The sequence below is a fragment of the Sphingorhabdus sp. genome, assembly GCF_044374345.1.
GTDB lineage: Bacteria > Pseudomonadota > Alphaproteobacteria > Sphingomonadales > Sphingomonadaceae > Sphingorhabdus_B.
The window spans coordinates 1-6,308 of the sequence record NZ_JBILOS010000110.1; the positions used below are offsets into that span (position 1 = coordinate 1).

The window sequence follows — 6,308 nt, forward strand, 5'->3', positions numbered from 1 at the left end:
TGCCGAGCAGCTTGTTACGTCACATCTTCGCCTCGTATCAAAAATTGCCATGGGCTATCGTGGCTACGGCCTGCCCGTGTCCGAGCTTATTTCCGAAGGAAACATCGGACTGATGCAAGGCGTAAAGAAATTCGATCCAGACCGCGGTTTCCGCCTCGCGACCTACGCGATGTGGTGGATTCGCGCGTCGATGCAGGAATTCATCCTACGCAGCTGGAGCCTGGTCAAGATCGGCACCACCGCCGCGCAGAAAAAGCTGTTCTTCAACCTGCGCCGGATGAAGAACAACCTTCAGGCATTTGAAGATGGCGATCTCAACCAAGACGCCTTGCGTAAAATTGCCACCGACCTTGGCGTGTCCGAGGAAGAAGTGAACAACATGAACCGCCGCATGGCGATGGGCGGTGACACGTCACTGAATGTCCCGATGCGCGAGGATGGCGATGGCCAATGGCAAGATTGGTTAGTCGACGATGCGCCATTGCAGGACGAACGCGTTGCAGACGCACAAGAAGGCGATATGCGCCACGCCTTGCTCTCCGAAGCGATGGACAGCCTGAATGAGCGCGAGAAGCATATTCTGACTCAGCGTAGACTGATTGAAGAACCGCAAACGCTCGAGGAGCTGAGCCAGACTTACAGCGTCAGCCGTGAACGCGTGCGCCAAATTGAGGTGCGGGCATTCGAAAAGCTGCAAAAAGCAATGCTGCGGATTGCTGGCGAAAAGCAGTTACTGCTCACCGTTTAACCCCATGTAAAAATAGATGACGGGCGGAGAACGCTGCGCTAGCTTTTGTACATGACAAAACCGAAGCGCTCGTTTTCCGCCCGTATCTTTCGCTCCAGTCTGAAAACGGCTATTTACCTTACGGGCGGGACGGTCGCGTTAACGGCCATTTATGCGGTTGTGCCTGTACCGACAACGCTAACCATGTTGTTCGACAGTCATGGCGCAAAGCGTGACTGGACACCGCTTTCCGACATTTCACCAAATCTGGTCCGCGCCGTGATCGCCGCCGAGGATGGTAAATTCTGTAGCCATGATGGCTTTGACCGTGAGGCGATCGAAAAGGCGCTTAAACGTAATCAACAGGGCGGAAAAATCCGCGGTGGTTCAACCATCAGCCAGCAAACCGCGAAGAACGTGTTTCTGTGGCAGGGGTCCGGTTGGACGCGTTACCTGCGCAAAGTGCCCGAAGTCTATTTCACATTTCTGATCGAAAAAATCTGGGGCAAACGCCGGATTATGGAAGTGTATCTGAATGTCGCGGAAACCGGCATTGGCACCTATGGCGCCGAAGAAGGCGCGCAGCGTTATTTCAACAAATCTGCGAAAGATCTCACCCGCACCGAAGCCGCACGATTGGCTGCCATTCTGCCATTGCCCAAAAAGCGCGCGGTAAATGGCGTGGGTGGTTTCACGCGCCGCTACGGCAACAGCATCGCTGCGCGCATCCGCGTCGTCAAACGCGACGGCCTCGATAGCTGCATTTACCCATAAAAAAAGGGCGAAGCCGAAGCCCCGCCCTTTTTAATTTTCTAGTTCAATGACTTAGAATACGAACGTAATCGTTCCGCTCACGGTGCGTGGTGCACCGATTTGAACGAAACCGGGGCTACCGTACGTCGCAACGCCGGTGGTGCGGTTATAGGACGCGCTCTGCGCCAAGCCGCCGCCAAAACCGCCGACATAGAATTGGTCGAACAGGTTGTAGACGTTGAGCTGGAAGCGGGTCTTGTCGCTCACACCCAGGAAGCCAAGGTTGACGCTCGCATCAAGGTTGACCATCCAATATGCAGGCGCAGATGCACCAAAGATTTCGGTGCGCGCTGTTGTGCCCATAGTCCCGCTTGGCACGGCGCCCGTTGGAACGAACGAACCCGTGTAGGTTGCGGCGCCCGTATCGAAGACGTTCCGTGGGCCAGTGCGCTTTGCGGTAATGCCAAGTTCAACTGGTCCAACTTCACCGCGTACAGTTCCACCAAACGAATATTTCGGCGAACCACCTTCACGCTGGCCAGCAGTCGCAGCAAAAACTGGCGTACCGTCGGCATTTTCACCGATAGCAACGTTGTTCTTGATTTCCGACTTCATGTACGAACCAAATACATACACGGCCAATTCTGGAATTGGCTGATATGAAATCGAACCATCTATACCATATTTGTCGACATTTCCGAGGTTACGATACACGTTCTGGTCCAGTTCTGGATCATAAGCCGAAGCCAAACGGTTCTGGAACTTCGTCAACCAACCCGAAAGCTGAGCCTGGATGTTCCCTGAACGGTAACGAACGCCAAGGTCAACGCTGTCTGTCGTTTCTGGAGCAGGACGCGCACGTGCGGTCGTGATCGGGAAGAAGAACGCGTTGTACAAGCTGTCTGTACCTGGAACCGAAAGGCCCTGTGCAAAGCTTGCGAACATGCTGAATTCAGGCGTAAACTTGTAGTTGAGGCCTAGGTTTGGCAAAATCTTGTCATATTTGAAGACGCGATTTTGTGGAGCAGCCTGCGTTGGGTTGAGCGTTGCGTTCAGGGTGTTCTGGGTTGCATCGCCGAAGCACTCAACAAAGCCACCAGCTGAGCTGGTGAAGCAATAGTTGGTCAGGTCGCGCTTGAAGAACGGTGCACGAACACCGGCGGTCACGACCAGATTGCTGTCCAGATATTCACCGCGATATTCGCCCGAAACCTGCTGCAAAATTGCATAGGACAGACGGTTACGCTTTTGAAGCGTTACGCCGTTGGCTGCAACTTGCGGGGCATTCACTGGGAAAACGTCCAATGGCTCACCATTCACGTCCAACAAGCCAACTTCGCCCGTCTGACGGTGACGTGCACGGTCAAAGGTGTACGCAAGACGAACCGAATGCGCATCGTTGATTTCATAACGCAGCGAGCTGATGACGCCATAACGATGCGTTTGGGTCTGGCTTGGTGCCATCATGGTAACCTGATCGAGGATGTCACCATCACCGTTCAGATCCTTACCAAAGAATGGCGAACCCCCAAGATATCCAGCCTGGCAGTTTACACCAGCACCGCTTACCACAGTCGTGCAGTTTGCTGCTGTGCCACCAGTCGGATCAATGTCGCGACGTGCTTCACGTGCAGTAACGGTGCCGCCACCGTTTGCTTTTACGTACTGATAGCTTGGATCGACCGTCAACGTCAGTTTCTCACCGAAACTGAATTTTGACGCACCACGGATGCTGCCCGTGTTTGACGGGTTATAACGACGGTCGAATTCCGTGCCGCATGTTGTTGCCGACTGAGCAGTTCCATTAACTGGCGTTACAGTTGTCGAGCAAGGGAAGTTGATCAGATATTCCCGCTCATCATTGTTCGCTGGGAAACGGTTGGACGAAGCGGCACCAACAACGCGGCCGGCGTCGTTGCGCAAAGGCAGCGAACCGAAGAAGTTGTTGCGGTTTTCGTTGTAGCTACCAGAAATCGCAATGAAGTCACCATCGCTGCCGATTGGCTGATAGATCTTCCCGTTATACTGTTGCTTGTCGACGACGCCGTAATTGTTGAACGGGTTATCGTTAGTCGCCTTTGAAGCCGAGAAGAACGCACGTGTACCGAACGACGTCAGGTTGCCAGTGTTGATCATGCCAAAAAGGCGCTCGAAGTTAAAGTCGCCGAGCGAAGCCGAGACCTTAACGCCGAAATCTTCAGTCGGTGTCAGAGTGCGGTAGTTGACGGTACCACCAACAGCCGATGCTGTAGGGCTGTCGACGTCAGTCGTACCCAGGTTAACATTGACCTGCTCAATCAGTTCAGGGTCAAGCTGTTGGTTCGAATAGATGGCGTAGTTGCCGGAGTCATTCAACGGGATACCGTCAAACGTCAGCGAGATACGCGACGAGTCAAAACCACGGATGTTCAGCGTGCCGCCCGACGAGCCATAAGCATCGTTGTTCTGGAAGCTTACGCCTGGAATTACGTTGATGGTGTCGAGAATTGTCTGACCTGGATTCTGACGTTCGATTAGCTCTTGTGTGAGAACCGCTTTTGCCTTGGTCGAGTCAGGTGCCTGAATTCCGGCAACGTCCTGCGAACGCGAACCGGAAACAACGATTACTTCTTCTTCGAAATCGACTGAACCAGTCGACTGCGCGAAGGCAGCGCTTGAAAAGCTGCAGATGGAAAGTGCAACCGCACTCGCCGCAAGCTGATAACGAATTTTCATTTCTAAAACCCCTTTGGTTTCCACATGCCAATTCACTGGTAACCAAGCATTCCGCTCGAATCATCCATATGAATTGAACCGCGCCATCCCCTTGGGGCCGGTGAATGACAGTAAAATGACACCCCGCCCCGCAGATGATTCGCCCTTAACCGACAGCGCCGGAGAGGCAAAGTATTGCGGTGCAGCAACCTGTGCAAATTGGCCTATTTCAACATTTTGTTAAGACTTGTGGCCTGTTTGCCACAGTCAGTAAAAAATGCGCTTATGCGGCATCCTCTTTGGTCGATTTCGCCGATTTTGCATAAACGAGGACAGGTGTCTTGCGACCTTCAACCACATCCTTGTCTACGACGACCTCGTCGACACCGTCAAAGGTTGGAAGATCAAACATCGTATCCAGCAATATCGCTTCCAGGATCGACCGCAGTCCGCGGGCACCGGTTTTGCGTTCAATCGCTTTCTTGGCGACCGCTTCCAATGCTTCATCGGTAAAGCTCAGGCCGACATCTTCCATCTCGAACAGTTTGCGATACTGCTTCACGAGTGCGTTTTTCGGCTCCGACAGGATCTTGACGAGCGCGGGGATATCGAGATCTTCCAGCGTCGCAGTGACCGGCAAACGACCTACGAATTCAGGAATCAAGCCATATTTCAGCAAATCTTCCGGTTCGACCTGCTTGAGGATTTCACCCGTTCCGCGTTCATCAGGATCAGCGACATGTGCGCCGAACCCAATCGATTTGCCTTCAAGACGATTGGCAATGATCTTTTCCAGCCCCGCAAACGCGCCGCCACAGATGAACAAGATATTCGTTGTATCGACCTGCAAGAATTCCTGCTGCGGATGCTTACGGCCGCCCTGCGGAGGCACACTTGCGGTTGTGCCTTCCATAAGCTTCAGCAAAGCCTGCTGAACGCCTTCACCGCTGACGTCGCGGGTGATGGAGGGATTTTCCGCTTTACGGCTGATCTTGTCGATTTCATCGATATACACGATGCCGCGCTGCGCCTTTTCGACATTATAGTCAGACGCCTGCAGCAGTTTCAGGATGATGTTTTCAACATCTTCGCCGACATAGCCCGCTTCGGTTAAAGTTGTTGCGTCGGCCATAGTGAATGGCACGTCAAACGTCTTTGCCAAAGTCTGCGCGAGCAAGGTCTTTCCGCAACCGGTTGGACCAATGAGCAGGATGTTCGACTTGGCCAGTTCAACTTCGGCACCTTTGGCGCCATGGTTGAGCCGTTTATAGTGGTTGTGCACAGCAACCGACAGCACACGCTTTGCCTGCGGTTGACCAATGACATAATCGTCAAGAACTTCGCAGATTTCCTGCGGTGTCGGAACTTCACCTTCCTTGCGGCCGGTCAGCGCCCCCTTGGTTTCTTCACGAATGATGTCATTGCACAGCTCAACACACTCATCACAGATGAAAACGGTCGGGCCAGCGATCAATTTGCGGACTTCGTGCTGTGACTTTCCACAGAATGAGCAATATAATGTGCTCTTAGTGTCAGATCCGCTTAGCTTCGTCATAAGTTGTCCTGCTACCACGCCGAAACGGGCCGTATTTTATTGAACCAACATCCTAAAGATGCGTTCCGATTTGGCAATAGCCCAAAAAGGGCTGTGCCATCTTGGCAAAGGCCGCAAAGCGATTGCTAACGCAATCAGTCCGCCCCTGCCTCAGAATTCAGCGGACGCTTGTCAAACACTTCGTCGACCAGACCAAATGCCTTGGCTTCCTCGGCTTCCAGGAACGTGTCGCGATCCATCGCCTTCTCAATGTCTTTCAACGGCTTGCCGGTATATTTGGCGTATAAATCGTTCATACGTTTGCGAATGCGCAGGATTTCATTCGCCTGAATTTGGATGTCCGACGCCATACCACGCGCACCGCCCGAAGGCTGGTGGACCATGATACGCGAATTGGTCAGCGCAACGCGCATGCCGGGTTCACCCGCAGCCAACAGGAAGCTGCCCATCGATGCAGCCTGTCCGATGCACACTGTCCCGACCTTTGGACGGATATATTGCATGGTGTCATGAATCGCCATGCCAGCGGTTACAACGCCGCCCGGCGAGTTGATGTACATCCAAATGTCTTTCTTTGGA

At 53.2% G+C, this 6,308-nt stretch carries 5 protein-coding genes; 2 read left to right on the top strand and 3 right to left on the bottom strand.

Annotation, left to right across the window (positions count from 1 at the left end):
- The coding region (locus ACIQ5B_RS09745; protein WP_397598845.1) for an RNA polymerase factor sigma-32 at positions 1 to 748 on the top strand (748 nt) is incomplete at its 5' end.
- A gap of 51 nt (positions 749 to 799) precedes the next feature.
- On the top strand, positions 800 to 1,501 hold the full coding sequence (mtgA, locus tag ACIQ5B_RS09750) for a monofunctional biosynthetic peptidoglycan transglycosylase (RefSeq protein WP_397598846.1): 702 nt from the start codon (positions 800 to 802) through the stop codon (positions 1,499 to 1,501).
- Positions 1,502 to 1,552: 51 nt separating this feature from the next.
- Here the strand turns inward: mtgA and ACIQ5B_RS09755 are convergent, their stop codons facing one another.
- The 3 genes from ACIQ5B_RS09755 to ACIQ5B_RS09765 form a co-directional block, all read right to left on the bottom strand.
- Positions 1,553 to 4,195, bottom strand: a complete 2,643-nt coding sequence (locus ACIQ5B_RS09755; protein WP_397598847.1) for a TonB-dependent receptor — start codon at positions 4,193 to 4,195, stop codon at positions 1,553 to 1,555.
- 262 nt (positions 4,196 to 4,457) lie between these two features.
- Positions 4,458 to 5,729 (bottom strand): ATP-dependent Clp protease ATP-binding subunit ClpX, encoded by a 1,272-nt coding sequence (gene clpX, locus ACIQ5B_RS09760; protein ID WP_397598848.1) that lies wholly within the window; start codon positions 5,727 to 5,729, stop codon positions 4,458 to 4,460.
- A 134-nt stretch (positions 5,730 to 5,863) separates the two neighbouring features.
- A partial coding sequence (locus ACIQ5B_RS09765; protein ID WP_397598849.1) for an ATP-dependent Clp protease proteolytic subunit occupies positions 5,864 to 6,308 on the bottom strand: 445 nt, incomplete at its 5' end.

Coding starts and splice junctions, on each gene's coding strand:
- ACIQ5B_RS09755 (WP_397598847.1), bottom strand. CDS start 4,195: ATGAAAATTCGTTATCAGCTTGCGGCGAGTGCGGTTGCACTTTCCATC.
- clpX (WP_397598848.1), bottom strand. CDS start 5,729: ATGACGAAGCTAAGCGGATCTGACACTAAGAGCACATTATATTGCTCA.
- mtgA (WP_397598846.1), top strand. CDS start 800: ATGACAAAACCGAAGCGCTCGTTTTCCGCCCGTATCTTTCGCTCCAGT.